Source organism: Chloroflexota bacterium, from assembly GCA_016875535.1.
Taxonomy (GTDB): domain Bacteria; phylum Chloroflexota; class Dehalococcoidia; order SHYB01; family SHYB01; genus VGPF01.
Window position 1 is genome coordinate 1 of the sequence record VGPF01000018.1, and the last position, 23547, is coordinate 23547.

Genomic DNA, 23547 nt, shown 5'->3' on the forward strand with positions numbered 1-23547 from the left:
GGTACTTCGTGTTCTACAATAGCCGGCGGCCCCATTCGAGTCTCGGCGGGATGACCCCGGACGAGCGCTATGCGAGGTCGTTGCCGGCGCCCGCGGCAACCCACAACACCGCAGCATGATTCCACTTATCGCACAGGGCCCGGCTGTTCAGATAAACGGAGCCACCTCTCCCCATGAGCAGATGAGATGGGGACGGTGCGGGAAAGAGGGCTGACTTGGCGAGGTGAGAGGCAAGGCAGAGGGTGCGGAGGCACTGGGAGGGAGTCCCAGAAGGGGAACTGAAGGGCGACGCTTGACACTTTCTTCAGAGCAACCTATACTTTCCCTTTGTCCGACCCGTTAGGCTGCACCGCCGACGGAAGGAGCGAACGAGACGTTGGTGCTGGGACTCACATAGCAAAACTCCGGTAGATGACGCTGAGCGTGCAAAGCGGCTTGGTGAACATCGAGCCGCTTTTGTTATGCCCAAAAAACGGGCAGTCTCGAAATCCTCGAAGGCACTGACCGTAGTTCAGTATCTTCGAGGGAGTCGCAAGGCTCCCGGAGCCGCAGGGGAAAGACCCGGCGGCGCGCACATTGACAAGTGAAGAGCGAGTAGAGAGAACGTGACGATCGAAGACTGAAGAGTCTTCGACGCCGAAGCTTCTCGTCAAACCTTAATGTAGGTCAAGCTACTAAGGGCCGACGGTGGATGCCTTGGCGCCAAGAGCCGAAGAAGGACGCGGTAAGACTGCGAAAAGCCCCGGTGAGCCGTCTAACGGGCTAAGCCGGGGGTCTCCGAATGGGGCAACCCCGCCGACTGAACGTCGGCGACTCCACGCTGAATCCATAGGCGTGAGAGAGGTAAGTGCGGGAACTGAAACATCTTAGTACCGCGAGGAACAGAAAACTATTCCGTCAGTAGTGGCGAGCGAACGCGGAAGAGCCTAAACCCGAAGGATTCAGTGGACTGGGTCCTATATCTTTCGGGGGTTGTAAGAACGGCACGCAGGTCCCAGGCCTGCAGCAGAGTTATCAATCCAATCCCTAGCCGAACGCTCTGGAACGGGCGACCGCAGAGGGTGATTGTCCCGTAGGCGAAAGGGAGCGGACTCTGGCCGGTTTCTTGAGTACCACTGGGTATCCGTGGTGCCTGGTGGGAATCTGGTGCGCCCACGTACCAAGGCTAAATACTCTTGGCGACCGATAGTGAACCAGTACCGTGAGGGAAAGGTGAAAAACACCCCGGGAGGGGAGTGAAATAGATCTGAAACCGTCGGCTTACAAGCGGTCATAGGTCCGATTTATCGGACTGATGGCGTGCCTATTGAAGAATGAGCCAGCGAGTTACTGCATGTGGCGAGGTTAAGGGACTGGAGTCCTGGAGCCGTAGCGAAAGCGAGTCCTAAATGGGCGATCAGTCGCATGTAGTAGACCCGAAACCGTGTGAGCTACCCATGGCCAGGGTGAAGCGAGGGTAAAACCTCGTGGAGGCCCGAACCTATGACACGTGCAAATGTCTGGGATGAGTTGTGGGTAGAGGTGAAATGCCAATCGAACACGGAGATAGCTGGTTCTCCCTGAAATGTATTAGGGTACAGCGTCAAGCAGTAACTGCGGGAGGTAGGGCTCTGAATGGGCTAGGGGTCGTAAGATTACTAAACCCAATCAAACCACGAATGCCCGCAGTGGAAGCTTGGCAGTGAGACAGTGGGGGATAAGCTCCATTGTCATGAGGGTAACAGCCCAGATCATCAGTTAAGGCCCCAAAGTAATGGCTTAGTGGAAAAGGATGTGGATTCGCTCAGACAGCCAGGATGTTGGCTTAGAAGCAGCCATCATTTAAAGAGTGCGTAATAGCTCACTGGTCGAGGGAATCTGCGCCGACAATGACTCGGGGCTCAAGCCATTCGCCGAAACTATGGGATGCATCGGGAAACCGGTGCATCGGTAAGGGAGCGTTCCCAGCGCGTCGAAGTCAGCTCGTGAGGGCTGGTGGAGTGCTGGGAAGTGAGAATGCTGGCATGAGTAGCGTGAATCCTGGTGAAAACCCAGGACACCGGAAATCTAAGGTTTCCTACGCAACGTCAATCGGCGTAGGGTTAGGCGGACCTAAGTCGAGGCCGTCAGGCGTAGACGATGGACAGCAGGTCAATATTCCTGCCCCGCCTTTGATTCGTTCGATGCCGAGAGGGAGAGCAGAAGGATAGGCAGAACGCACCCACTGGACATGGTGCGCCCCCGATCGTAGGAGAGTCGGCCGCAGGCAAAACCACGGCCGGCGCTACCACCTGAGGAGAGGGGATAGTCTTGGGTTCGCCCAGGACCAGTTTGCTGAGTCCATGCTGCCGAGAAAAGCCTCGCGGCTAGAGTCAGAGGCGACCGTACCGAAATCCGACACTGGTAGATGATCTGAAAGCAGATAAGGTGGACGAGAGAACCCTCGTTAAGGAACTAGGCAAAATTACCCCGTAACTTCGGGAAAAGGGGGGCCCCGCTGTGTGAAGGAGCATGCCTCCGTAGCGCGGCAGGGCCGCAGGTAATCGGCTCGGGCGACTGTTTAGCTAAAACACAGGTCTGTGCCAAAGCGTAAGCTGAGGTATACGGGCTGACGCGTGCCCAGTGTCGGAAGGTTAAGGTGAGGGGTGTATGCCCTGAACTGAAGCCCCGATGAACGGCGGCCGTAACTATAACGGTCCTAAGGTAGCGAAACCCCTTGTCGGGTAAGTTCCGACCCGCATGAATCGCGCAACGACTTGAGCGCTGTCTCAACGAGGGACTCGGCGAAATTGAAGTACCCGTGAAGATGCGGGTTACCCGTAGATGGACAAAAAGACCCCGTGAAGCTTTACTGTAACTTGGCATTGATTCGAAACGACTGCTGCGTAGGATAGGTGGGAGGCTGCGAACCTTCACTTGCGGGTGGAGGTGAGCCAACGGTGAAATACCACTCTTCGGTTGTTTTGGGTCTACCTTGCTCTATGATCTAGAGCGAAAACAGTGCCTGGTGGGCAGTTTGGCTGGGGCGGCCGCCTCCCAAAAAGTAACGGAGGCGCCCAAAGGTTCCCTCAGGGCGGATGGTAATCGCCCGTCGAGTGCATTGGCATAAGGGAGCTTGACTGCGAGACCTACAAGTCGAGCAGATGCGAAAGCAGGGCAAAGTGATCCTACGGCTCCTCGTGGTAGGGCCGTGGCTTAACGGATAAAAGCTACTCCGGGGATAACAGGCTGATCGTGCCCAAGAGTTCACATCGACGGCACGGTTTGGCACCTCGATGTCGGCTCGTCGCATCCTGGGGCTGCAGGCGGTCCCAAGGGTCCGGCTGTTCGCCGGTTAAAGCGGTACGCGAGCTGGGTTCAGAACGTCGTGAGACAGTTCGGTCTCTATCCTCTATGGGCGCAGGAGATTTGAGGGGAGCTCTCTCTAGTACGAGAGGACCGAGAGGGATCAACCTCTGGTGTTCCAGCTGTCCTGCCAAGGGCATAGCTGGGTAGCCATTGTTGAGAAGGGATAAGCGCTGAAAGCATCTAAGCACGAAGCCCCCCCCAAGATGAGATCTCCAGTTGGAGCAATCCAAGTAAGACCCCAGGAAGACTACCTGGTTGATAGGCGGCAGGTGTAAGGACAGCAATGTCTTCAGCTAAGCCGTACTAATCGGTCGAGGGCTTGACCTACATTAAGGTCTGGTGAGAAGCAATTTCGGCTAATCGTTCTCTTTTCCGTTCTTCACTCGACGCGGGGTGGAGCAGTGGCAGCTCGTCGGGCTCATAACCCGAAGGTCACAGGTTCGAGTCCTGTCCCCGCTACCAGTGAGTTGAAACAAAACGGGCCCGGGTCCATACCGGGCCCGTTTCTTTTTGTGTGACAATGGAAGCCTATGCCTACTCACAAATTTTCCAAGTTCCTCTTCGCTAGCATCGTCGGTATTTTCATGCTGGCAGCTTGCATTTCCTCAGGGGATGAAGAGCCGCCACAGCCTACCGCCACAAGAGAAAGCGCACCGACGGCGACGTTGGAAGCGACGGCTGTCCCCTCGCCATTAGCGGCAACGCCCACAAGCGCGCCAACACCGACAAGGCCACCGACGATCGCCCCTACAGCCACGTCTCCGCCGACGGCAGTCGTTCTACCGACAGATACCGCAAGGCCCACGCTCGCGCCTACAGCGACCAGGACATCGGCGGCCACTCCTGTTGCAACGCCTACCCAGGGCCTACCGCCAGGCCCCACGCGCCCACCAACGCCCACACAGAGCGGCACTCCTGAGATCGCGCAACTGCGGGTCTACATGCTGGACCTGATCAACGCAGACAGGGCAAAGTTCGGAAGGCCGCCCGTGCGGCTGGGAATGAACGCGGCGGCGCAGCAGCATGCGGAGGATATGCTGAACAATTTCTACATCGGGCATGTGGATAGCGGAGGGATGAAGCCCTACATGCGCTACAGCCTGGCAGGCGGCCTAGGGGCCATGGGCGAGAACGCGGCCTATGCGGGGACGGAGGACCCGAACGATACGAGGCTCTATGCGCCCATCGTGCCGCGGGAGCGGCTGGCGCAGCTGCAGTACGCCATGATGTATGACGACGCCGATTCCAACTGGGGGCACCGGGACCAGATACTAGAACCGCAGCACCAGGTGGTGAATATCGGCATCGCCTTCACGCAGACGCGACTGGCGCTCATCCAGCACTTCGAAGAGAACTATGTGACCTTCACCCATGCGCCCATACTGGCGAACGGGGTGCTGACACTCGGCGGAACGGTAGACGCGATGCTGGGAGCACTACGCTCAGTAGACATCTACTACGACCCGACGCCTCGGGCCTATACCCATGCACAGCTTTTGGCGCAGCCGCACTCATATTCGGTTGGGACAAGCACCCGTCCGGCGATCCAGGTAATCCTACCGGCTCCGCCAGGCTCGTTCTATCCCAGCCTGCCGACGTATGTCAGCGTCGCTGAATCATGGACGGGGACGGGCACGAGCTTCCAGATCTCGGCAAATATCGCATCTCGTATCACACAGCCGGGGGTCTATACGCTGCTGCTTTGGTCTGCGAATGCGGACTATCCGCTGACCACCATCGCGCTGTTTGCGGGGTAGAGCGCTTGCCCCTCCAGGAGTAACCTGGAGGGGCAAGCGCTCTTAATCTTAAGCCTAGCTGACACCAGCGGCGACTTGAATATGGGTTACCTGGGCGATTGTAAGGCCCATCCCTAAAAGGCCATCAACGCCAAAGTTAGCCAGAATGTTCTTGGCGGTCTCCGGGTCTACAGTGGAGACTTCCGGCTGAGATGCGGGCGAGAGTGTCTCCGAGAGGACGGGCTGGGCCATCGCGCCGCTTGCGATGAGTTTGAGCTGGGCAAGTTGCTCGAGGCTTAGGCCCATGTTCCGCAAGCCCTCCTCCCCATAGTTTGAGAGCATCTCTTGGGCCTGCTGTTGACTCATTATGTCTTCGGCATGTGTGACGGCAGGTAGGATAGAGCCGACGAGCAGAACGCTCGGAACCGCTACCAACGCCAACCTCTTCCAAATTTTCATTTGGCTTCTCCCTTTTTGCGCTGTTTTGCTTGCCTCGCACTAGGAGAAACGCCAAAGGCCCTTGTGGGATAGGAATTAATTATCCGCCAGATTCACGCTTCTGGAGAGAAGCCGTACCACTTTGTTTGGAAGTAGGTAACAAGGGCATGAGAAAACGGTGAGAAAGGGCAAACGTGACGAGCGAGGGTGCTTACAGCCTGCAGAAGAACAAAGAAGAAGCTAAGAGAAGACGCCGCTGGCCTTGAGACGCTCGGCTTCAGCCGGGGCAAACCCCAGAAGTTCCAAAGAGACATAGGGGTTATGCTGGCCCCAGAGCGGGGCAGGGCGAAAGATCTCGCGGGGTGCGCCAGCAAGGCGGATCGTGGAGGCGGCGATGCGACGGTCCTTGGTGATGGGATGAGGATCGGGAAGGTAGGTCTTGCGAGCGATAGTGTGTTTGCCCTCAGTTACTTCCTTGATGGAGTACATCGGGCCAGCAGAGACTCCGTGACGCTGAAGGAGGGCAAAGGCCTCATCGCGGGTGATGGTGGCGGTCCACTGCCCTACAAGGCGCTCAAGCTCATCTTGACGCTGGAGTCGGCTTGCCTCAGTCGCGAACTCGGGCCTTCGGGTCCACTCCGCATCACCCGTCGCCTTGCAGAAGGCCTGCCATTCGGCTTCATCACGGATACTGATGGCGATCCAATCATCGTTCCCCTTGCAGGGGAAGAACTCATGGATGGCATGGTGCAGGGTCCGGCTGCCATTGCGAGACCACATCCGGCCGTTGACGGCGCCATCATAAAAGGTGGCAGGGATGGCGTTCGTGGCAACCTGGGCTTCCGAGATATCGGCGTGAAGGCCCTGGCCTGTGATGCGCCTCCGATAGAGGGCGGACATGACCAATTGGGAGGCATACAGGGCCGAGACGTAGTCCGTGTAGGAGAAGGGGCAAATCTCGGGAGGGCCGTCCTTCCAGCCGTTGAGGTTCATGATGCCGCCGACGCCCTCCAACACGGGGCCGTAGGCGACGAAGCTCCTGTCCGGGCCGGTGGCGCCAAAGCCGGAGAGGGAGATCATAATGAGATCGGGGCGGTACTTGCGAAGCTCGTTATAGCCCAGGCCCAGGCTATCCATAGTGCCTGCGGCGAAGTTTTCGACAACGATATCGGTGACGGAGACGATCTGCTTGAAGATGCCCTTGGCTTCCTCTTTGCGGAGATCAAGAAGGAGGCCGAGCTTGTTCCGGTTCAGCTTGTTGAAGTAGTAACTCGCATCCAGATCGCGCTTTTCCCCAACCCAGGGATTGGTGTAGCGGATGTTGTCCGGGCGCTTCTCCGTCTCCATCTTGATCACTTCGGCGCCCATATCGGCGTACATGCTGGTCTGATAGGGGGAGGCGATGGCCGCGCCAAGCTCAATGACGCGGACGTTCTTGAGCGGCAAAAGGGGGTGCGTCTTCACAGAACCCCTTTCCGGCGAAAGGTATTCAGATGAGCTTTGGGGATGCCAAGGCGCTTCCCCAGGACTGTATTTGTGTGCTGGCCGAGCCTGGGGGCGAAGAGAGGACGCTGCCAGGATTCGCCAGCGAGGTCGTACGGGGGGCGGAGGTATGGGACCGAGCCGAAGGAAGGATGCGTAGCCTCTGGGAAGGCGTTACGGAAGAGGAACTGCTTGTCCTTAAGGGTCTCATCAATGGCATAGACGGCGCCAGACGGGATATCGTTTTCCTGGCAGAGGCGGTAGATTTCTTCCTTGCCGTGGGACATGAACCAGGGGCTGATCATCTCCCAGATGTCAGGCCAGTGCTGGCGGCGGCGCGCACCATCGTTGAACAACTCGATCTCGCTTACCTCCGGCATGCCGATGACCTTGAGCAGACGGTGCCAATGGTCTTCCTGCGGACAAAAGATGCCGACATAGCCGTCCTTGCAGGGCAGGCAGTCATAGGGAGAACTAGTGCCGACGATGCCTCCTGCCCGCTCCCAGATGCCTTCGTGCTCAAACCGGCTCAGCGAGGCATGGAGCAACGAGGCTTGGATCTCATTCTCCGCGACCTCCAAATGCGCGCCAAGACCCTGATCCTGGCGGCGTATGAGGCCCATCACAGCAGCCGTCGCCCCCTGGTGGCCCGCCAGGAAAGAGGGGACATTGCCTGGGTAGACGAGGGGCGGACGCCCAGGCTTGTCCATAACCCGGGGGTTGGAGTAGGTAGCGCCGCTCATCGCGGAGACGACGAGGTCATCGGCTACTAGGTTGCGATAGGGTCCGGTCTGGCCGAAGGGAGAGAGGGAGACCATGACGATGCGCGGGCTTGCCCTCGCAATCTCTTTGTAATCGAGTCGGAGGGCCTGCTTACGCTTGACCGGGACATTTTCTACAAGGATATCTACGGTCTTGAGGAATTGAAGGAAGAGGCGACGCCCATTTTCACTATCCACATTGAGCGTGACGCCCTGCTTGCCTGCATTAAAGTACTCGAAGAAGAGGCTGCTGTTCGTCCCCGGCCTATCGTGAAAGAAGGGAGGGATGCGGCGAGCAAATTCGCCTGTTTTGGGAGGTTCAATCTTAATGACTTCAGCGCCAAGCTCAGCAAGAAGCTTGCCACAGAGAGGAGCGGAGATGTTATCGCCCCATTCAACAACGGTGACCCCCTGGAGCAGGGGGCGTTGAGAGGCGCTCTTCTGGAGGTGTTGCTTGGTAGACGGCATGCTGTGCTGTTCTATCCGGGAAGGCGACGGCGATTATAGCAAAACCAGGAGGGTCGAATCAGGAAAGCGTATAATGCCGGACGAGCCACCACATCAAGAGGAGAACCATATGAAGGCAGCCGTGCTTCACCAGCCAAAGACGCCGCTGCGAATCGAAGAGGTTGAGCTAGGGGAGCCGGGCGCGGGTGAAGTGCTAGTGAAGCTGATGGCAAGCGGCGTCTGCCATTCCGATTGGCACGTGGTGAAGGGTGATTGGTCCATGATGCCGCTGCCCGGGATATTGGGCCACGAAGGAGCGGGCATCGTGGAGGCGACGGGGCCGAACGTCACCGGCGTGAACAAGGGCGATCACGTCATCCTTTCATGGAAGACGAGTTGCGGTCTGTGCGAGATGTGCCAGAAGGGGTGGCCGCAGGTTTGCGAACGCTCGCCGGCACCCAAGTCCAAGCCTACGGTAAAAGGGACGGCGACCAGGCTCTACCCCATGGCGGGCCTGGGGACCTTCGGCGAATATGCCATCGTGCCGGCAGTGGCGGCGATACCCATCGAGAAGGACATCCCCTTCGCCCAGGCGGCGCTGGTAGGCTGCGGCGTGACGACGGGCGTGGGCGCGGCGATCAATACGGCCAATGTGCAGCCGGGGAGCACCTGCGCGGTCTTTGGCGCGGGAGGCGTAGGACTGAACGTCATCCAGGGCTGCCGCATCGCCGGGGCGACGCAGATCATCGCCGTGGACGTGCTGGACAATAAGCTGGCGATGGCGAAGGAGTTCGGCGCAACGGACGCGGTGAATGCCGCCAAGGACGACCCGGTGGCGAAGGTCAGGGAACTGACCGGGGGAGCGGGCGTTCACTACGCCTTCGAGGCGATAGGAACGGTGGAAAAGCCCTTTGTGCAGAGCATCCTCTGCACGCGGAAGCGCGGGGTGACAGTGTGGGTAGGCCATGCGCCGGTGAACACGCCGGTGACGCTGGATGCGCGCATCCTGTTCCTGGAAAAATCGGTCATCGGCTCCATGTACGGGTCATCGCGGCCGCACGTGGACTTCCCGCGGCTCCTGAGGCTGTACAAGGCGGGGAAGCTGCGGATAGATGAGCTCATTACCAAGCGGATGCGCTTAGGCGATGTGAATACGGCCTTTGATCTGCTGGCACAGGGCAAGGTGGCGCGCAGCGTTTTGACGTTCGACTAGGCGCGGCGCAGCCCCCTCCGCTCACCAGCTCTATGCCCAACAATGAGAGCGCCGTAGATAGCACACAGGCATCACCCGGCAAGATCAAGCCCTGGGAGTCGTTGAAACACCGCGATTTCAGACTGCTCTGGATGGGCTTCCCATTCAGCGGCGTGGGCCTCTGGATGCGGAATACAACCAACGCCTGGCAGGTCTATCATCTGACTGATTCGGAAACGCTCCTCGGCTTGACGTTCCTTTTCCAAGGCATACCCACTGTCATCGTCGGACTCTTCGGCGGCACGCTGGCAGACTTCCTACCGAAGAACCTTGTGATCCGAACGACGATGAGCTTCGAGATGTGCCTGGCAATCTTGCTGGCCATCCTTACACTGAACGGCCACATCGAGGTTTGGCATATCTACGCGATCACATTTACGTCTTCGGCGCTGGCGGCCTGCGAGCACCCCGCGCGAGCGGCGCTCCTGCCGAAGCTGGTGCCGCGCCACCTGCTGCTGAATGCAACAACGCTCACCGCCTTCGGGTTCAACACCGCATCGCTTGTAGGGCCTGTTCTCGCCGGAGGGCTTATTGACACCGCCGGTCCCGGCTGGTCGTACGTGGTTAACGCCTTCTTGGTCCTCCCGGCGATCATTGCCCTTTCGCTGATGCGGCTAACGGATGAGGGGCAACGAGCCAAACTACGACTGAACGTTGCGACGATCTTTGAGGGGCTCATCTTCGCGATCAGGACGCGCACCCTCATCATCATGATCCTGCTTGATGTGGTAACGATGATCTTTGGGTATTACCCGGCGCTCATGGCCGTCTTCGCAAAGGATGTCCTATACGTGGGCGGAACGGGTCTCGGTGCGCTGTTAGCGGCGGCGCCCCTAGGAGCGATGGCCGGCCTGCTCTTGCTGTTGGCTATAGGCAACGTGGAGCGCAAGGGGCGAATGCTCATCATTGTGACGATCATCCACGGCATAGGGCTGATCGCGTTTGCGGCCTCTCCATGGTTCGGCCTTTCGATCATCCTCATCGCCCTGCTTGGGCTTGTGGACTCCATCAGCGTCTCTGTGCGGCAAACGAGCTTCCAGTTGGTGGCAAAGGATGAGAACCGGGGGCGCGTTGTGAGCCTCGTGGGCCTTGTAGCGCAAAGCTCCAACTCACTGGGGGGCGCGTACCTGGGCCTAGCCGCGGCGCTGATGGGCCCACAGCTTTCCCTGGCCATCGGTGGGGCCATCGGAGCGGGATTCGCCCTTATCATGGCTGTAGCGTACCCAAAACTGCGAGAGTTTCGTCCCTAGAGGGCGAAGGAGCTTCATGGAAGGCAGACACCACACAGGCGTCACCATCGGTTTGCTGAACCCCCAGGATCCAACACAAGAGGCGGCGTGGAACCGCTGGTATAACGAGATCCATCTGCCTGATATGCTGGGCTTGGGACAGTTCCCCATCGGCGCACGATACCAGCGTGTGGGCGACTACAAGACCCCGGGAGACGCACGCTACCTAGTGCTAACGGAGACGATCAAGGCCGACCCCCAGGCGGCCTATGATGCGCAGCTTGCCGCCTACCGGGCGTTGCCGGCGTCGCGGCGGGAGAACCGGTCTGCGACGCAGATAGGGCACATAGGCGTCTACAAAATGGCAACAGCGGTAGGAAATGGCAGAGGCAGGAAGGCGAAGGGCATCCTCAACGCGCTCTCCAACTGCAAGGACAAGGCTAAGGAGAAGGAACTCAGCACCTGGTATGACGAGCATCACATGCCGGAGATCCTCAGCAGCAGGGCCTATTACGCAGGGACTCGCTACACAGCCACGAAGTTGACTGCCAGCGGGACACAGTTCTTGGCGATTTATGAGACGGAAATGGATGACCCCGTTGCGGCATACCAGGAAGTGGGGAAGATACGCTCGCGTAGACGCCACGCCCGGAGTTCTTGGACCTGCCGTACGTCGCGGCATTCAAGCGCATCGGGGTGTAGAAGGCGCGCATGCCGTCCAAAAGCCGCCTCTTCGCCGCTGTGTACGACCGGGTGACGGCAAGCGCCGAGCGGAGTGTCTTCCCCGCGTGGCGGGCATACGTGGCGGGGGAGGCGAAAGGCCGTGTGCTGGAGATCGGCGCTGGCACGGGCGCGAACCTCCCGTATTATCCGAAGGGGGTACGCCTTACGGTTATCGAGCCAAACCCGCACATGATGAAGCGCTTAAAGGCAAAGTCAACGAGGCTCGGCCTGCAGGTCACCTACGTGACAGAAGCTGTCGCAGAGAGGCTGCCGTTCCTTAATGCATCGTTCGACACCGTTGTGTCCACACTCGTCTTGTGCAGTGTGGATGACCCAATCCACAGCCTTAGGGAAGTGAGGCGTGTGCTGGCAGCTAGGGGAGAGCTTCGTTTCATGGAGCATGTGCGCGACAGTGGCAGGTGGCGACACTTCCAGGATATCTCGACGCCGCTATGGAGGAGGGTGGGTGCAGTATGCCACCCGAATCGCGATACGGTGGCGGCTATCAGGGCGGCAGGGCTTGAGGTGGCGGAGGTGCGCGCCATTCGATTCGGGCCATACCCGGTACGCCCACACGTGGTAGGTATGGCGAGGAAGGCCGTCTAGCTAGTTCACATACGGGGCAGTCAATCTGGTACAATGGCTGGGTCATGAAAGAGAAGGAGTGGCGAAGCTCTGATCTGATTTCAGAGTATTGGACCGTCCAGCCCGACGAGTCCCTTCGAGTGCCGACAAACGGCGTCGCGCCCTCCGTCCAAGCCGAGTGGTACTCGTACAAACTCGGCTCGATGGCCATAGGCAACATGGTCACATGGCAACCCGATGCGGAAGAGTACTGGGGAACGCAACGGTAGCTGAAAGTGTCGGGACGTAGCGCAGCCCGGTAGCGCGCCACGATCGGGCCGTGGAGGCCCCGAGTTCGAATCTCGGCGTCCCGACCACACTTTTCATTAGCCCGCCGGAATCGGCGGGCTTTTTCTTTTCCAAAGGGAGGGCTTGCCATGCCCTGGAAGCCTCTCGAGGCTGAACCGGGACGTCCCGACACTCAACTCCTTCTGGGAAGCTGGGCGCCTCCTTCGCCAGCAGTAACAGTCTCTCCCCTCTGATTTCTTACCCATACCTGACATGTGACAACCGCTCCGCGCCCATCGGCGGTTTTCCCGGTTACCTTCCCGCCGCACGTGAGCACGTCTCCGGCAATCGCCATCCCACGATTTTGGTAGTCCAGACGGAGGAGTTGAGCGCGAGGGCCGGCCCATGAAGTCAACAATTGACCAAGGAAGGCGGCCTGAAGATGCCCGTGCACCAGAAGGCCTGGCAATCTGTCCACCCCTTTTGCGAAGGGGGCATCGAAATGAGTCCTACGGGTATCCCACGTCTCCGTGCTTCATCGGCACAAACCACTCCCACTTGTCGGAGGCCCAGAAGCGATGCACGCCGGGGAAACCTCTGAAACCGCCTGTCGAACGGCCATGCCACATGGGGCCCGTGCGGACAGACTGGAGATAGGAGGGCGGCACGAGGATGGTTCCATGGCGGGTCTTTGCCGCGTAGGCGGAATCGAGCCAGAGAGGATTATCGTCGCCGATGCCTTCCGCCCAGTGGCGGACCATATCGAGCTGGACTTCCGTGTTGAACCCGCCTATGAGGGCAGTCTTCTCGCCAATACGGGCCCGGGCGCGTTCCAGGGCCTCTTTTGTGATCTTGCTGTCTATGTTGAGATCAGTCGTCATGGCCTTACCTCACTCACAAGGAAATGAACCGTCGTTTCAAGTAGTCTCCAAGCTCCTTGCGAAAGTCGGGGTGCGCGATGGCGATGAGGGCATTCGCCCGCTCTTGGAGTGTCTTCCAGCGCATATGGGCCACGCCATATTCGGTTACGACGATGTCGGTCATGTACCGAGGGACCGTCACAGCCGTGCCTTGCGGCAGTTCAGGCAAGACGCGCGATTTCTTACCATCGTTGGAGGTGCTCGGCAGAAAGAGGATGGAGCGTCCGCCCTTACTCATCAGCGCGCCCAAGGCCATGGCAGGCTGGCCTCCCGCACCGGAATATTGCATCGAGCCGAGGCTTTCGGCAGTCGCCTGCCCTGCCAAGTCAACCGCCAGGCCTTGGTTCATCGCAACAAAGTTCTCATGCTGGGCCGCCGTTACCGGGTTTACTACGTAGTCCACGGTGTACAGCTCAAACTTCGGGTTGCCGTTGATGAACGCCACGTCATTGCGCCCACCGCCCGCCGCCGCGGCGATGCACTTGCCGGTGTGGATGGTCTTGTACTTGTTGGTGATGACGCCATCTTTCACGAGCGCAGTCGTGCCGCGAGGCGTAATCTCCGTGAATAGTCCCAGATCGGTCAGGTTGTCAAAGGCCCCGGCACGCGGCAGCCATTCGGTGATGGTCCCCAGGCCCATCTGAATCGTGTCGCCGCTGCGAACCAGGCCGCTGGCCAGTTCGGCAAAGCGCTTGGCAAGCGCCGGGATCTCATGCTTAGGCGTGCGCGAAATGGTCCAACCGGTGGAGGCTTGATTGTGCACGAAGTAATCAATCTCCGTAACGTGAACGAAGTTCTCGCCGAAGGTGCGTATCATGCTCGGGTTGACTTCCGCCAGGACCAGTTTGGCCGTGCGGACCGCTGTAGGCTTGTCCCATACCGAGGCGCCGAAGCTGCAGTAGCCATGCTCATCCGGGGGTGAGATTTCTACGAGATAGACATCTGCTCCGTAGCTCGGGTTATAGCCTAGCTCCGGCGTGCTCCACGAGAAATCGGCGTTGACGCGGAAGTGTATCCAGCCCTGGTTGATGCCCTCTCTCGAGAGTCCCGTGCTGAGCCCGACGGTAACGAGGAAAGAGCTCTTCCAGGACTCATCGTCATACCAGCCGAAGTCGCGGCCAGGCTGGGGGAGGGAGATGCGCACGTTACGGAGATCGTCTTTGCGAGCGGCGAGGGCCAGACCGAGAGCCTCGGGCTCACGTCCTCGGCAGAAAGCGACCGAATCGCCCGACTTCACATGAGCAATGGCTGTCTGCGCATCAACGGTACGCGACTCGTAGTGCTTGCGCCAATCGGCATTGAGATCGGCCTTGCGCGTGATGGGGAAGCCCTGGGCACGGTGAAACATTCAGAACATCTCCTCAAAAAAATAACGCGGCATCTCTCTCAGTTTCATCTCGGCTCTTCCGGGGTAGACGCAACCGCGCCTTCACGCTGCAGAGCCTCGACCCGTTTCGCATCACAGCCCAGAACTCGACGCAGCACATGCTGCGTGTCCTCACCGGGGAGAGGCCCAGCGTTGATGCGCACGAACATCTGAATCTTTCCGCCCAGATCCTCCAGCACGCTCCGCACCATCCTCCTCGCCTTCGGCAACTCTGATTGCGGGATCGCGCTCTCCATATCGAAGATAAGCGCATCCGACCCATACTTGGGTGCGCTACGCATCCATTCCTCACGGTTCGTAGATACAAATAGCCCTGATCGTATCGGCCTCGCCTGAATTGGCATGACTTACCTTTCGCAGGCAACTTTCGGCCAGTTTAGGTCTACCCACTTTCCTGGAGCGGCCCATCCTAGCTTTGCAGTTGAGCACCCGTCAAGCAGGGAAGTGGGTGTCATGTATCGTGTCAGTCAATCTCTGCCCATGGAAGGGGCGTCAGCATAGCGATCAGATAGGTCCTAAGGTAACTACTCCACACAAGACAGGATCATCAAGAGAGCGGACCGGTCGGGCACCAAGGACGAGACTACGGCAGCCTTTGCATCATGCTGAGCACAAAGACAAGGGTCTTCCCGTTACAGAGGGATTCGCCTTTCGCATTTCTCACCTACAGAGTGATCACGCATGAAGTGTCGTCGGGAGGAATGGAACGGAGTCAACGTGCTACTCAGACCTTCTCCACCAATTCCAGCTGCATGCCGTCAGGCCCCTGCCACCAGGAGGTGCGGCGGCCAATAACTTCCGCGCGCTCATCGAGGAGCCTTGAGCCATCCCCTTTCAGCTTCGCATACTCGGCATCGTAGGTATCTGTGCTCAGGGCGATGTGCTCCAAGCCGAAGCGCTGTCTCCCTTTATCCTGGCCTTGAAAGATACCGGTCACATAGGCCGGCATGCCCTGGAGGTCAAGCTGGATGAAGGCTCCGCCTTCGCGGACGGATTCAGAGACGATCTTGGCCCCGACGTGGTCAACGTACCATCGGGCAGTCTTCACCGGATCGGGGCTCTTGAAGTGCAGGTGGTTGAAGACGACGGCCATAGAACCTCCCAGCGAACGATCGAGTTTTGGAGACTATAGCCAGGGGGAGACCGGAGCGCAAATCGAATCCGGGGCTACATCTGGCAGAAGCCATCCTTCTCTGCTACCATCGCACCAGTTCACTCCGGGAGGCCGCGATGGAAGGCCGAAGCCACACAGGCATCATGTTTACGATGAACGGCTGTAAAGATCCGGCCCAAGAGGCCGATTGGAACCACTGGTACAACACCACGCACCGCACCGACATGCTGAAGCACGGTGTCTTCACGCAAATGACGCGCTTCAAGAAGATTGACGGGCTGACGCCTACCGCCGAGCCGATGTATCTGGCTATCTACGAGACATCTAAGCCTGACCCAGTGGCGGCTTATGCCGAGCAGCGGGAGCGCTCGAAGGCGAATCCGCCGCAACTGCATCCTGCGCTGGCAAGCGGGACGGCGGCGGTCGTGAAGTCCCACAGAACGTACGGCGGTGATGGCAAGGGCAAACGCGCAAGCGGGGTGGTTGTCGCGCAGGTCCATGCGAAGGACCCGGCGTTGGACGGGCAATTCAACGAGTGGTACGACCGGCACCACGGGCGAGAGGTCACGGCGGCCGGAGGCTTCTATACAGCGACACGCTATATCAACGCCGACCCTAAGCCGGGGCAAGCCCGGAATATCATCGTCTATGAGACGGATATCGCCGACCCGGCAAAGGCCCAAGCGGGGATACGGGAGCATGGAAAGACGATGGTGCCATCCCCGATGCCGCTGGAAGTAGTTACCTTCGCGGTCTATAAGCGAATCTAGGGCCTCTTATGGACGAGACGAGAGGCGAGCGCCGGGAGAAGAAGCAGCAGGCCAAGCGGAAGATGAAGGTGCACAACGCCGCCCGGTGGGCCGTTATCCAGCAGCTTCAGCAGAAGCGGGCGCAGAAGAAGCAGAGCTGAGGCGTTCTTATTTCTTCTTCCCGTTCTTCGGCGTGGCTTCCTTCTCCTTCTTCGCGGCGAAGTCGCGGGCGTAAGGGCGCGGCTGCTGCATGCGCTCCTTGACATGGGCGGCGGAGTCGCTGAAGCGCGTGGTGAGGAAGCGCACATCGTTGCTCATCTGCAGGTGCATGCGGAGGCCCATCAGCTCCCAGGCCCGCTTGATGAGCGTCTTGGTCATCATGAGTGCGCTGCCGGGCGCTTGAGCGATGTGCCGCGCCATCATCTCCGTCGTCTCTTCCAGCTTCTCGCGTGGGACGACACGATTGACCAGCCCCATGTCCATGGCCTCTTGCGCCGTCAGCGTGCGGGCGGTGTAGAGATACTCCGCCGTGCGCTTCCAGTTCATGAAGGCCCAGGGCTCAACCATCGTCTGGCCGCCGGGGATGCCTAACCCCGGCACAAGGGGCATCTGGAAATAGGCGTCTTCCGAGGCGATGGTGATATCGCTTAGGTAGGCCAGGTAGGTGCCGCCGCCGATGCAGTAGCCGTGGACCTGGGAGATAACCGGCTTGGGAAACTCCCAGAAGTAGAGCATGGGCCAGAGGTGAAGATCGCCTTGAGCCTTAAAGATATGCTCCGTCTCGCCCTTGATCTCGGGATAGGGCGAGACGCCCTCGGCAGGGCCGCGAAGGGCGTGGCCTGCGCAAAAGCCGTTGCCGTTACCCTTCAGGATAACGAGCTTGACGTCCCAGTCCTTCTCCGCCTCCTTCAGGCAATTGTCTATGTCCCACACCATCGCCGAATCCTGGACGTTCGCGCGCTCGGGGTAGTTCATGATGATCCGCGCGATAGGCGGATCCTTCTCATAGATGACGCGGGAGAGGACCTTGCGCTCCATGGATGCTCCTTCGGCTAGCGGTGGAGAACCATAATGGCGGCGACCGTAAGGCCGCCGCCGCTGACCACAGCGGCATCCGCCTTTTTCAACTGTCGGGCCCCGGCGCGCCCCTGCAGCTGGAGGGTCGCCTCGACGGTGTGGCCCAGGGCATGCAGGCGCCCTTCGTTGAGCTGGCCTCCGTTGAGGTTGGTGGGGAGAACACCAGTGGGCCTTAGCGCGCCGCTTCCGACGAACTCATGGGCTTCGCCGCGCTTGGCAAAGCCCAAAGCCTCCATCCAGTAAAAGATGAAGGGGGCAAAGCCATCGTAGATCTGCTGGAAGTTGATGTCCTTCCGGGCGATGCCGGCCTTCTCCCAGATGTCCTTGGCTGCCCAGTGCGCCGCCATGACCGTGTAGTCCGGCCAAAAGACAAAGTCAGGGTGCGGGCCCTGGCCCGTGGCGACGGCGCTGATATAGACCGGCTTCTGCTTCATCGTCTTGGCGCGCTCAGGAGTAGTGATAATAACGGCTGCAGCGCCATCGCATGGAAAGTCGCAATCCAGGAGGTTCATCGGGTCGGAGATCATGCGAGCGTTCAGATAGTCGTCCATCGTGATGGCCTGGCGGGGGGCGACGATGGGCTTATCATTTAGCAGCGCGTTCTTGCGCGATTGCACCACGTATTCACCAAGTTGCTCGCGCTTGACCCCAAACTCATGGACATAGCGCATATACCACGAGGAGAACTTCTGGGGGAAGACGCCGTATCCATAGGGATTGATGAAGGAATCCACCCCATGAGCCCGGTTGCTGCTGACGTGGCCGTAGCCTTTGTCCTTAGGGCGCCAATTGAGACGGCAGGCCAGAGCTACATCGCACATGCCGCTGGAGACGGCCAACGCCGCCATGCAAGCGGAGCCGAGGCCGGGCACGCCGCCGACGTGATGGTCTATCCACCAGCGGACACTGGGAAGCCCCAACATCTCAACCAAGTAGTTGCAGTTGATGATGTCATACCCCGCGATACCAGGCATGGGCGAGGTGATGACCCCGTCAATATCGGTGGGCTTGAGGCCCGCATCCGAGATGGCTTGCATGCAGGCGCGGGCCACCAGCGTTCCTCCGGGAACTCCAGCATCCCGGAAACAGCCGCTATGACCGACGCCGACGATGCATGATTGATCGCGGATAGGGTTGCGAATAGCCATCTGGTTATCCTTTGCGCGCCGGGCGGAACTGTGGGAGCGTCACTTCGGGAGTGACATCTTCAAAGACGACTTCCAAAGGCATGCCAATCTTGATCTTGTCCAACGGGCAATCCCGCAGATTGGAGACGGTGTAGAGCGCCTTCTGCTCCACGAGCTCAACGATGGCCACGGCGTAGGGGATCTCGGCCTCAAAGCCGGGATTCCCGGCATTCCGCATGATGGAATAGGAGTAGAGGGTTCCCTTGCCGCTCGCCGGCGCCGCCACCATCTTCTCTGATCGGCAGTTCGAGCACGTGGGCAGCGGCGGGTGCGAGTAGTAGCCGCAATCGGCACAGCGCCTCAGGACAAGCTGGTGGCGCTTGGCGCCTTCCCAATAGTCCTTGGTCAACTCATTTGCGACAGGTATCGCCTTCTTGTATTCGGCCATCTGACACCACCGGGAATCCTCAGAGTCCCGTTATGGTATGGCCTGCAACGCAAACCCGCAATGAGCGGAAGCAGGAGCAGAGAGCAGCTAACCGACGCGAACGCCAAGCTGCCTGCCGAGGGCGGTGAACTGGCGCACCCATTCCTGGGCTGACGCCTCTCCCTGGGACTCACGGGCGCGATAGGCCTGGTAGACATTGGAGAGGATGGTATGGAAATCGTTCTGGACTTTCCAAAGGTCAACCTGTAAGGACATCCGCTGCGTTATAGCCGCCAGAGCAACGATTTTGGCGATAAGCGCCGTATCTGAGTGCTTCAGCGTGAGGCGCTTCATAAGACGCTCGATGGTCGTACGAAAGGCGAAGGAGAGGTTCACTTGATCGAGGGTTACTTTGTAGCGCTTGGCGTCGCTCATCAGCCACTCCAGGCGTGCCGCACCCGGCTCTTCCTGCGCCAGGACAGCTTGGAAGTCTATGTTGATAAGGAACTCAGCGGTCGCTTGGAAGGCCTTAGGAGGCGCGATGCCGAGTTCGACAAGGAAGCGCATCAGCGGAGCATCGCGCTCGTAGAGCTGGCGGAAGGAGGCCTCCGCGTTTGCGCGAGCAGACTTGAGAATCACATCCAGCACCTTTCGCCGTTCGTCCCGGAAGAGGCTTCTCAGGGAGTAGGCGCTTAGTCCGAAGTACTTATCCATGGTGCGCACAAGCTCCCGCATCTCGGACTTCTCGTAGGCCTCCTCCATCTCTTTCATGGCGGCCTGATAGCGGCCCTCGCTGCGATAGTCGCGCATCCCCGCCACGACGTTGTGGTCGCCCAAGTGAAGAACGCCGAACATGAAGGTGGCCGCCTCGCCGATCTGCTCGGATGTTATCCGCAGCCGGCCTAGGGCCAGTTTGGTGCGCCCAGCTTGGTGCAAGCGATAGTCCTGCCGCTCCACTTCGTAGATAAAGAGCTGCGTCCTATCGTCATACGACTCGAAGAGCGAGCTGATAGCCCAGTGAGCGGCGACCTTCTCCAGGTCTACGACAGATGGGCGAACATGCCTTTCAAAGACCTGCGCCCCATCGCCCTGTTCGGGGTCATTGCTGACGGCTTTGGAGAGCCGCTCTAAGAACCCCTGCTCGGTATGGTCGCCGAACAGCTCCTGGGCCAACTGAGCAGCCCGCCCAGCGAAATGCAGGATCTGGATGCCCTCTATCCCCGCTAGGTCATCAAAAAACCAGCCGCAGCTGGCGTACATAAGCTGAAGGTTCCGCTGGAGCTCCATCAGCTTCAGCGCCGTGATCTTCTCCGGTTCGGATGGGCTCACTGCCATGTGGCGGGAGAGGAAGCGCTGGACGTTGCGCGGGGATCGGTCAAGGATGACGTCTATGTAGTCGTCCCGGGCGGCCCAAGGGTCCTTGAATTGACGCGCGGCGAGACTCTGATAGGACTCGTTCGCCGTGTCACGAAGCCAATCAAGGGCCTCCCGAAGGGGCGCGCGCCACCGCTGATTCCAATCCGGGTGAAACCCGGTATCGCAGCCGCAATCGCTCCTCCAACGCTCGATGCCGTGGGAGCAGCTCCACGATGTCCGCTCGAAGATCTCCGCCTCGAAAGAGGGTGGGAACTTCTCAAGGAATTCGCCGTAGTTGGTGATGCGCGCGAGGTCTTCTTTCTGGATGCGATTCAGCGCATAGGCAAGGGCCATATCTCCGAAGCGGTGGTGGTGACCGTAGGTCTCGCCGTCATTGGCGATATGGGCAAGCTGCGGCTGACTGCCCTGCTCCCGGAAGATGCCCAGGATGCGGTTCATGAACTGCTCACCGGATGTCAGGAGCCGTTCGAAGGCTACTCCATGGGAGACAGGCGTGTCATAGAAGAAGACGGCGATGTTCTTCCCAGTAGGGAGATTGACCCGGTAGGGCCGTGTTGTATCCACACGCTGCCCGCTGACGTCTTCCCAATCGCCTCCATCGAGCCACCGGATGCGGCGAGCCTGATGCGGCGCAAGGATGGTGAACTTGATGCCTTGGTTGGCTAGCTCGGCGAGGGTTTCAAGGTCAACAGCCGTCTCCGGTAGCCACATCCCCTCCGGGTCACGGCCGAATCGGCGCTGGAAGTCCCGGATGCCCCAGATGACTTGCGTCCGCTTATCGCGCGCGTTGCAGAGCGGCAGGATCGTGTGATTGTAGGCTTGAGCGATGGCCGACCCGTGGCCTGAAAAGAGTCGGCGGCTCTCCTTATCAGCCTCGATGACGGCGGCGTAGATCTCCGGCTGTTGGCTCTCCAGCCAGGAAAGGAGTGTAGGGCCGAAGTTGAAGCTGATTCTGGCGTAGTTGCTGACGATCTCGACGATCTTGCTCTCGGAATCCAGGATGCGGGAGAAGGCGTTGGGACCGTAGCACTCGGCAGTGATGCGATCGTTCCAGTCATGGTAGGGGTAGGCGCCCTGCTGCTCTTCGATGACCTCCAGCCACGGGTTCTCTCGTGGCGGCTGGTAGAAGTGGCCGTGGATGCAGACGTATCGGTCCACGCCCTAGGCCTCCGGTTTCAGAAAGACTATACCGAGGGGCGGCACAGTGATCCTGAGCGAATGGGAGAGGCCGTCACTCGGTTCGCCCACGGAGGAGACGCGTCCCAGGTTTCCGGTGCCGCTGCCGCCGTACTCCTTCGCATCGCTGTTCACCAGCTCCAGCCACACGCCCCCCACCGGGACGCCGACCTTGTAGTCGTAGCGGGGTACGGGTGTGAAGTTCGCGGTAACCAGGACGATATCACGTTCAGCCTGGCCCCTGCGGATGAAGGTTAGGGTGCTAGTATCAGCATCAGTCGCATTGACCCATTGAAAGCCCCCAGGCTCACAATCAAGGGCGTGGAGAGCAGGCAAACTGGCGTAGAGGCGATTGAGATCGGCCACCCATTGCTGGACACCGGCGTGAGGGGCATAGTCCAAGAGATCCCAGTCCAGGCTCTCCTCATGGCTCCACTCGCGCCACTGGGCAAGCTCCGTTCCCATGAAGAGAAGCTTCTTGCCGGGAAGGCCGTACATATAGCCGAGAAGCAAGCGCAGATTGGCGAAGCGCCTCCAATCGTCCCCGGGCATCTTGCTCAAGAGCGAACGCTTCCCGTGCACGACTTCGTCATGCGAAAGCGGCATGATGTAGTTCTCGGAGTAGGCGTAGACCTGGCGGAATGTCAGGTCGCTGTGGTGATAGCGCCGATGGATCGGATCGCGGGTGATGTACTGCAGGGTATCGTGCATCCATCCCATGTCCCACTTGAAGCCGAAGCCCAAACCCCCGGAAAAGGTAGGACGGGAAACCATGGGCCAAGCCGTGGACTCTTCAGCGATCATCTGCGCATCCGGGTAATGCTTGTAGGCCTCCACGTTAAGACGCCTTAGGAAATTGAGCGCCTCAAGGTTCTCTCGGCCGCCGTACTCGTTCGGGGCCCACTCCCCTTCGCCGCGCGAATAGTCGAGATAGAGCATCGAGGCGACGGCGTCCACGCGGATGGCATCGGCATGGTAGCGATCGAGCCAGAAGAGCGCGCTGCTGATAAGGAAGCTCTGGACTTCACGACGGCCGTAGTTAAAGATCATCGTCTTCCAATCAGGATGGAAGCCCTTGCGCCTATCTTGATGCTCATAGAGATGCGAGCCGTCGAAAAACGCGAGGCCGTGCTCATCGCCGGGCGTGTGCGAGGGCACCCAGTCCAGGATGACGCCGATGCCCTGCTGGTGCAGATAATCCACCAGCGCCATGAACTCCTGCGGCGTCCCATATCGGCTCGTCGGGGCGAAGTAGCCCGTCGTCTGGTAGCCCCACGAGCCATAGAAGGGATGCTCCATCACCGGAAGAAACTCCACATGGGTGAAGCCCAGCCTCTTGACGTGCGCGGCCAGCTTGGGCGCGAGCTCCGTGTAGGAAAGGAAGCGATTGCCCTCCGCGGGCACGCGCATCCAGGAGCCAAGGTGTACCTCATAGATAGCCATCGGCGCAGTGTGGGATTGTCTTCCCATCCGCTTTGACATCCAATCGCCGTCGTGCCAGGTATAGTCCAGGTCCCATACGATCGAGGCTGTACGAGGCGGTTTCTCGGCGCGCGTGGCGAACGGGTCAGCCTTTTCCACCCGATAGCCGTCGTGGCGGGAGACGATTGAGAACTTATAAATGGCTCCTTTTATTACCCCGGGGGCAAAGGCCTCCCAGATACCGGATTGCTGGCGCGGCGTAAGCGGGTTCGCCGCCTTATTCCAATTATTGAAGTCTCCGATGACGCTGACCTCCAGCGCATCTGGGGCCCAGACGGAGAAGTAACAGCCTTGGTGACCGCCGACGTTACCAAGGTGCGCGCCAAGCTTGTTATAGAGACGGAAGTGCGTCCCCTCGTTGAAGAGATAGAGATCGTCAGCCGTCAACAATGTAGAGTTCGTAGCAGGCACGGGGGCTGAAGGCGTCACGGCAGGTTTGGGCGCCGTTCGCACCTTCGAGTTCC

The 23547-nt window shown here is 59.5% G+C and carries 20 protein-coding genes, 2 tRNA genes and 1 rRNA gene; 11 read left to right on the forward strand and 12 right to left on the reverse strand.

Annotated features, from left to right (window positions below; translation table 11 throughout):
* The 4 genes from FJ039_06625 to FJ039_06640 form a co-directional block, all read left to right on the forward strand.
* Positions 1-119 (forward strand): transposase (locus FJ039_06625; GenBank protein ID MBM4405840.1); only part of this gene is annotated, 119 nt, incomplete at its 5' end.
* A gap of 541 nt (positions 120-660) precedes the next feature.
* Positions 661-3656 (forward strand): 23S ribosomal RNA (locus tag FJ039_06630).
* Between the two features lie 58 nt (positions 3657-3714).
* A tRNA-Met gene (locus FJ039_06635) sits at positions 3715-3789 on the forward strand.
* A gap of 479 nt (positions 3790-4268) precedes the next feature.
* Entirely contained in the window at positions 4269-5084 is an 816-nt protein-coding gene (locus tag FJ039_06640) for a hypothetical protein (GenBank protein MBM4405841.1), read from the forward strand.
* A gap of 54 nt (positions 5085-5138) precedes the next feature.
* On the opposite strand, the gene FJ039_06645 is transcribed toward FJ039_06640, so the two are convergent.
* The 3 genes from FJ039_06645 to FJ039_06655 form a co-directional block, all read right to left on the reverse strand.
* Positions 5139-5522: a hypothetical protein gene (locus FJ039_06645; GenBank protein MBM4405842.1), complete on the reverse strand. Its 384-nt coding sequence runs from the start codon at positions 5520-5522 to the stop codon at positions 5139-5141.
* A 219-nt stretch (positions 5523-5741) separates the two neighbouring features.
* Entirely contained in the window at positions 5742-7115 is a 1374-nt protein-coding gene (locus tag FJ039_06650; protein ID MBM4405843.1) for a CoA transferase, read from the reverse strand.
* Positions 6962-8212: a CoA transferase gene (locus FJ039_06655; protein MBM4405844.1), complete on the reverse strand. Its 1251-nt coding sequence runs from the start codon at positions 8210-8212 to the stop codon at positions 6962-6964. Before FJ039_06655 ends, FJ039_06650 begins: the two co-directional genes overlap by 154 nt.
* Positions 8213-8321: 109 nt before the next feature.
* Between FJ039_06655 and FJ039_06660 the strand changes: the two genes are divergently transcribed.
* The 6 genes from FJ039_06660 (at position 8322) to FJ039_06685 (ending at position 12336) form a co-directional block, all read left to right on the forward strand.
* Entirely contained in the window at positions 8322-9404 is a 1083-nt protein-coding gene (locus FJ039_06660) for a Zn-dependent alcohol dehydrogenase (protein ID MBM4405845.1), read from the forward strand.
* A gap of 32 nt (positions 9405-9436) precedes the next feature.
* Positions 9437-10693: an MFS transporter gene (locus FJ039_06665; GenBank protein MBM4405846.1), complete on the forward strand. Its 1257-nt coding sequence runs from the start codon at positions 9437-9439 to the stop codon at positions 10691-10693.
* A gap of 16 nt (positions 10694-10709) precedes the next feature.
* Positions 10710-11429, forward strand: a complete 720-nt coding sequence (locus FJ039_06670; GenBank protein MBM4405847.1) for a hypothetical protein — start codon at positions 10710-10712, stop codon at positions 11427-11429.
* Entirely contained in the window at positions 11384-12001 is a 618-nt protein-coding gene (locus FJ039_06675; GenBank protein ID MBM4405848.1) for a class I SAM-dependent methyltransferase, read from the forward strand. The genes FJ039_06670 and FJ039_06675 overlap by 46 nt, the downstream gene beginning before the upstream one ends.
* Before the next feature lie 44 nt (positions 12002-12045).
* Positions 12046-12249 carry a hypothetical protein gene (locus tag FJ039_06680; GenBank protein ID MBM4405849.1) on the forward strand — a complete coding sequence of 68 codons (204 nt, stop codon included), beginning with the start codon at positions 12046-12048 and terminating at the stop codon, positions 12247-12249.
* A 10-nt stretch (positions 12250-12259) separates the two neighbouring features.
* Positions 12260-12336, forward strand: a tRNA-Pro gene (locus tag FJ039_06685).
* A 420-nt stretch (positions 12337-12756) separates the two neighbouring features.
* On the opposite strand, the gene FJ039_06690 is transcribed toward FJ039_06685, so the two are convergent.
* From FJ039_06690 to FJ039_06705, 4 genes are all read right to left on the reverse strand, one after another.
* Positions 12757-13128, reverse strand: coding sequence for a MaoC family dehydratase (locus tag FJ039_06690; protein MBM4405850.1), 372 nt, complete (start codon positions 13126-13128; stop codon positions 12757-12759).
* Positions 13129-13141: 13 nt separating this feature from the next.
* Positions 13142-14515, reverse strand: coding sequence for an acetyl-CoA hydrolase/transferase family protein (locus FJ039_06695; protein ID MBM4405851.1), 1374 nt, complete (start codon positions 14513-14515; stop codon positions 13142-13144).
* A gap of 44 nt (positions 14516-14559) precedes the next feature.
* Positions 14560-14898, reverse strand: a complete 339-nt coding sequence (locus tag FJ039_06700) for a hypothetical protein (protein ID MBM4405852.1) — start codon at positions 14896-14898, stop codon at positions 14560-14562.
* A gap of 380 nt (positions 14899-15278) precedes the next feature.
* A complete protein-coding gene (locus tag FJ039_06705) occupies positions 15279-15647 on the reverse strand; it encodes a VOC family protein (GenBank protein ID MBM4405853.1) in 369 nt (122 codons plus the stop codon).
* Between the two features lie 137 nt (positions 15648-15784).
* On the opposite strand from FJ039_06705, the gene FJ039_06710 reads away from it, so the two are divergent.
* On the forward strand, positions 15785-16438 hold the full coding sequence (locus FJ039_06710; protein MBM4405854.1) for a hypothetical protein: 654 nt from the start codon (positions 15785-15787) through the stop codon (positions 16436-16438).
* 147 nt (positions 16439-16585) lie between these two features.
* Here the strand turns inward: FJ039_06710 and FJ039_06715 are convergent, their stop codons facing one another.
* From FJ039_06715 to glgB, 5 genes are all read right to left on the reverse strand, one after another.
* On the reverse strand, positions 16586-17455 hold the full coding sequence (locus FJ039_06715) for an enoyl-CoA hydratase (GenBank protein ID MBM4405855.1): 870 nt from the start codon (positions 17453-17455) through the stop codon (positions 16586-16588).
* Between the two features lie 14 nt (positions 17456-17469).
* Positions 17470-18642, reverse strand: a complete 1173-nt coding sequence (locus FJ039_06720) for a thiolase family protein (protein ID MBM4405856.1) — start codon at positions 18640-18642, stop codon at positions 17470-17472.
* A 4-nt stretch (positions 18643-18646) separates the two neighbouring features.
* Positions 18647-19069: a hypothetical protein gene (locus tag FJ039_06725; GenBank protein ID MBM4405857.1), complete on the reverse strand. Its 423-nt coding sequence runs from the start codon at positions 19067-19069 to the stop codon at positions 18647-18649.
* An 87-nt stretch (positions 19070-19156) separates the two neighbouring features.
* Positions 19157-21583: a DUF3536 domain-containing protein gene (locus FJ039_06730; protein MBM4405858.1), complete on the reverse strand. Its 2427-nt coding sequence runs from the start codon at positions 21581-21583 to the stop codon at positions 19157-19159.
* A 3-nt stretch (positions 21584-21586) separates the two neighbouring features.
* On the reverse strand, positions 21587-23536 hold the full coding sequence (gene glgB, locus FJ039_06735; protein MBM4405859.1) for a 1,4-alpha-glucan branching protein GlgB: 1950 nt from the start codon (positions 23534-23536) through the stop codon (positions 21587-21589).
* Between the last annotated feature and the right edge of the window lie 11 nt (positions 23537-23547).

What these genes read in the sequence shown, in the direction of transcription:
- FJ039_06665 (MBM4405846.1), top strand. Translation starts at nt 9,437, where the DNA reads ATGCCCAACAATGAGAGCGCCGTAGATAGCACACAGGCATCACCCGGC.
- FJ039_06710 (MBM4405854.1), top strand. Translation starts at nt 15,785, where the DNA reads ATGGAAGGCCGAAGCCACACAGGCATCATGTTTACGATGAACGGCTGT.
- FJ039_06720 (MBM4405856.1), bottom strand. Translation starts at nt 18,642, where the DNA reads ATGGCTATTCGCAACCCTATCCGCGATCAATCATGCATCGTCGGCGTC.
- FJ039_06655 (MBM4405844.1), bottom strand. Translation starts at nt 8,212, where the DNA reads ATGCCGTCTACCAAGCAACACCTCCAGAAGAGCGCCTCTCAACGCCCC.
- FJ039_06715 (MBM4405855.1), bottom strand. Translation starts at nt 17,455, where the DNA reads ATGGAGCGCAAGGTCCTCTCCCGCGTCATCTATGAGAAGGATCCGCCT.
- FJ039_06725 (MBM4405857.1), bottom strand. Translation starts at nt 19,069, where the DNA reads ATGGCCGAATACAAGAAGGCGATACCTGTCGCAAATGAGTTGACCAAG.
- FJ039_06705 (MBM4405853.1), bottom strand. Translation starts at nt 15,647, where the DNA reads ATGGCCGTCGTCTTCAACCACCTGCACTTCAAGAGCCCCGATCCGGTG.
- FJ039_06670 (MBM4405847.1), top strand. Translation starts at nt 10,710, where the DNA reads ATGGAAGGCAGACACCACACAGGCGTCACCATCGGTTTGCTGAACCCC.
- FJ039_06680 (MBM4405849.1), top strand. Translation starts at nt 12,046, where the DNA reads ATGAAAGAGAAGGAGTGGCGAAGCTCTGATCTGATTTCAGAGTATTGG.
- FJ039_06640 (MBM4405841.1), top strand. Translation starts at nt 4,269, where the DNA reads ATGCTGGACCTGATCAACGCAGACAGGGCAAAGTTCGGAAGGCCGCCC.
- FJ039_06695 (MBM4405851.1), bottom strand. Translation starts at nt 14,515, where the DNA reads ATGTTTCACCGTGCCCAGGGCTTCCCCATCACGCGCAAGGCCGATCTC.
- FJ039_06700 (MBM4405852.1), bottom strand. Translation starts at nt 14,898, where the DNA reads ATGCCAATTCAGGCGAGGCCGATACGATCAGGGCTATTTGTATCTACG.
- FJ039_06675 (MBM4405848.1), top strand. Translation starts at nt 11,384, where the DNA reads ATGCCGTCCAAAAGCCGCCTCTTCGCCGCTGTGTACGACCGGGTGACG.
- FJ039_06660 (MBM4405845.1), top strand. Translation starts at nt 8,322, where the DNA reads ATGAAGGCAGCCGTGCTTCACCAGCCAAAGACGCCGCTGCGAATCGAA.
- FJ039_06645 (MBM4405842.1), bottom strand. Translation starts at nt 5,522, where the DNA reads ATGAAAATTTGGAAGAGGTTGGCGTTGGTAGCGGTTCCGAGCGTTCTG.
- FJ039_06690 (MBM4405850.1), bottom strand. Translation starts at nt 13,128, where the DNA reads ATGACGACTGATCTCAACATAGACAGCAAGATCACAAAAGAGGCCCTG.